The 3,591-nt window shown below is 71.0% G+C and carries 4 protein-coding genes; 3 read left to right on the top strand and 1 reads right to left on the bottom strand.

The features are described 5' to 3' along the window. Nucleotides 1–529, bottom strand: a 529-nt coding sequence (locus G6026_RS09865) for an SRPBCC family protein (protein ID WP_182613065.1), incomplete at its 3' end; no start/stop codon positions are given. Nucleotides 530–631: 102 nt separating this feature from the next. On the opposite strand from G6026_RS09865, the gene G6026_RS09870 reads away from it, so the two are divergent. The 3 genes from G6026_RS09870 to G6026_RS09880 form a co-directional block, all read left to right on the top strand. Beyond that, on the top strand, nt 632–1,330 hold the full coding sequence (locus G6026_RS09870) for a TetR/AcrR family transcriptional regulator (RefSeq protein ID WP_182613066.1): 699 nt from the start codon (nt 632–634) through the stop codon (nt 1,328–1,330). A 121-nt stretch (nt 1,331–1,451) separates the two neighbouring features. After that, complete coding sequence (locus G6026_RS09875; RefSeq protein WP_107755971.1) at nt 1,452–2,918, top strand: aldehyde dehydrogenase; 1,467 nt, start codon at nt 1,452–1,454, stop codon at nt 2,916–2,918. A gap of 10 nt (nt 2,919–2,928) precedes the next feature. Next, nucleotides 2,929–3,591: enoyl-CoA hydratase-related protein (locus G6026_RS09880; protein ID WP_347238086.1), on the top strand; the 663-nt coding region annotated here is incomplete at its 3' end.

Consider the following 3,591-nt stretch of genomic DNA (forward strand, 5'->3'; position numbering starts at 1 on the left):
GGCCGCGCACCGGCGGACCGTCCAGGGCGCCGTCGAGGCGGACCGCGCTGCCGTCGGCGGCGGGCACGACAGTGCACCACAGGCCGACCGTGATGCCCATGGGGCCCGCGCCGCGCAGTTCGACCCCGGTCTCGTCGGCCTTCTCGACGGTCCACCGCACCTGGACGGGGATGTCCATGAGAGTCATCTGTTGGACGAGTTGCCCGCCGGTGGTGAGCTTCTCGTCCCGCTCTCCACGCCAGGACAGGTGCAAGGTCAGCCATTCGTGGGTCCGGGTGGTGTCCAGTACCACGTCGAGGACCGCGGCCGGCGGAGCGCTGATCGCGCGCGCGACGTCGACCTGCCGTGCATAGCCGGAGATGCCCTCGGGGGCGGGGACGGTCACGTCTGCAGCGGGCGCCGTCGAACCGATGCCGGGGATGATCCGGGAGGCCAGGTCCGCCAGCGGCGTCACCGCCGTCCGGGCCAGCACAGGAGCCAGGGTGCGGCCGGTGTCGACGAGGCCTTTCACGCGCGATCTCTTGGACATGGATGCCACTTTCCGTCTGGTCAGACTGTTTTGCTGAATCATGCCGATCGGACCGACTCGGTGGCAAGTCGCCGCGGCGGTGGCCCGAGTAATGTCTCGGCCATGGCAGCCCCCCGTCGTCCGAAGCAGGAGCGGTCCGCCGCCACCCGCTCGAAGCTCCTCGAGGCCGCGTACGAGTCGCTGCTCGACCGTGGCTACGGCGCGACGACGGTCGGCGAGGTGCAGAACCGCGCGGGGGTCGCGCGGGGCACGCTGCTGCACCACTTCCCCACGAGGGGCTCGCTCATGGCCGGGGTCGTGGAGGACATCGTCGAACGCCGGCTCCGCGTCCTGACCTCGACGGGCCTCGGCGTCCGGGCTCGCGTGGGAGCCGACGACGGTGCCGGCGACGGTGCCGACGCCGTCGCAGACCCCGACGCCGGGGCGCGCGACGACGTGCCGTTGGCCACGAGCTGGGACGACGTGGTGGATCTGGTCTGGGAAGAGCTCCAGGGTCCGCCGTTCACGGTGGCCCTCGAGCTCTGGGTGGCCTCCCGGACCGATCCCGAGCTCCGACGGGCGCTCATCCCTCTCCAGGAACGCATCTTCCGCACGGTGCACCGGAACGTCACGCGTCTGGCGGGGGAGGACCATCCGCGCGCGCCGATGCTGGTGCAGTTCACCATCGACCTGCTCACAGGGGCCCACCTGGCCGGGACCCTGCAGCCCAGGGTCGGAGCCTCGGCCGTGGTCGAGGCCTGGAAGATCGCCGTCCGGGAGCTGGCCCGGACGGACGGGGGACGGGTGCCGGCGCTCCGCTGAGCCGGTCGAGCCGAATCCGTGGAACCGCCGCGGGCGAGGCCGGCACCGCCTAGGTTGGACAGGTGTCTGTTCGCATGTCCGTTGCGACAGGACCCCACCCGGCAACAGCAGGAGACCCACCATGACATCCTCCCTCGACCGCGACGCGTTCCTGATCGGTACCGAGTGGCGCTCACCCGCGACCGACGGCGTCATCGAGGTGGTCAGCCCCCACACCGAGGAGATCGTCGCCCGCGTCCCGGAGGGCTCGGTCGCCGACATCGACGCCGCCGTGGCCGCGGCGCGGGAGGCGTTCGACTCCGGCCCGTGGCCGCGGATGAGCCCCCAGGAGCGGATCGACGTGGTCGCCCGTCTCTCGGCTCTCTACGCCGCGAAGCTGGACGACATGGCGACCCTGATCTCCACCGAGATGGGGTCACCGATCTCGTTCAGTACGCTCGCCCAGGCTCCTGCGCCCTGGATGCAGATCGAGGCGTTCGTCGGCATCGCCCGGGAGTTCCCGTGGGAGGAGACCCGGCCGGGCGTGCTCGGGGGCGAGGTGCTGGTCCGCCACGAGCCGGTGGGCGTGGTCGCGGCGATCCCGCCGTGGAACGTCCCCCAGTTCACCGTGTTGTCCAAGCTGATCCCGGCGCTGCTCACCGGCTGCACGATCGTGATCAAGCCCGCCCCCGAGACCCCGCTCGACACCTACCTGCTGGGCGAGTTGCTCATCGAGGCCGGGGTGCCGGAGGGCGTGGTGAGCATCGTCGCGGGTGGCCGCGAGGTGGGCGAGCACCTGGTGCGCCACCCCGCGGTCGACAAGGTGGCCTTCACGGGGTCCACCGCGGCGGGCCGGAAGATCGGGGCGATCTGTGGCGAGCAGCTCAAGCGCTGTTCGCTCGAGCTCGGAGGCAAGTCCGCGGCGATCGTGCTGGACGATGCCGACCTCACGAGCGTCGTCGAGGGAATCAAGTTCCTGGGCGTGATGAACTCGGGTCAGGCCTGCGTGGCGCAGACCAGGATCCTGGTGAGCCGCGAGCGGCACGACGAGGTCGCCGGCGCACTCGCGGAGGGGATCGGGTCGATGGTCGTCGGCGATCCGATGGACCCCGACACCCAGATCGGCCCGATGGTGGCGCAGCGGCAGCAGGAACGGGTGTCCTCGTACATCGAGATCGGGCAGCAGGAGGGGGCGAAGCTGCTCACCGGTGGCACCGGCCGCCCGGACGGCCTCGACTCGGGGTGGTACGTCCGACCGACCGTGTTCGCGGGGGTCGACAACTCCATGCGGATCGCCCAGGAGGAGATCTTCGGTCCGGTTCTGTCCGTGATCGCCTACGACGACGTCGACGACGCCGTCCGGATCGCCAACGACTCCGACTACGGTCTGGCGGGAACCGTGTGGACCGCGGACCGGGAGGCGGGGCTGGGCGTCGCGCGTCGGGTCCGCACCGGAACCTACGGGGTCAACACGTACACGATGGACTTCTCGGCCCCGTTCGGCGGTTTCAAGGCATCGGGGGTCGGCCGCGAGTTCGGCCCCGAGGGCCTGGCGCAGTACACCGAGGTCAAGTCCGTCTACCTCGACGCGCCCGCGGTCGACGGCTGATACCGCCGTGGTGGGAGAGAACACGACGCCGCTCGACGTGCGCGACGCCGACCGCGTCCGCACGTTGACGCTCGCGCGACCGGAGGCGCTCAACGCGTTCGACGAGGCCCTGTACGACGCGCTCACCATCGCGTTGCACGAGGCCTCGAACGATCCCACCGTGGCGGTCGTGCTGCTCACCGGGCAGGGGCGGGCGTTCAGTGCCGGGACCGACCTGGCCGAGATGGCCCAGCGGATCACCGATCCCGACTTCGTCCCCGGCGAGCACGGGTTTCTCGGGTTGATCGACGCCCTGACCGGGTTCGACAAGCCCCTCGTCCTGGCGATCAACGGCCTCGGCCTCGGGATCGGCATGACCGTCATCGGGTTCGCCGACCTGGTATTCATGTCCGAGGACGCCCGTCTCAAGTGCCCGTTCACCAGCCTCGGGGTGGCGCCCGAGGCCGCCTCGAGCTACCTGCTGCCCCGGCTCGTCGGGCGGCAGAACGCGGCGTGGGTGTTGCTGTCCTCGGAGTGGATCAGCGCCGCCGAGGCGCACGAGATGGGCCTGGTGTGGCGGCTGTGCGCCCCCGACGACCTGCTGGGGGTGGCCACCGAGCACGCAACACGGTTGGCGAGGCTGCCCATCTCGAGTCTGCGGGCGGTCAAGCGGACCATGGTCGAGCCGCTGGCC

The organism is Dietzia sp. DQ11-38-2, assembly GCF_014145055.1.
Taxonomy (GTDB): domain Bacteria; phylum Actinomycetota; class Actinomycetes; order Mycobacteriales; family Mycobacteriaceae; genus Dietzia.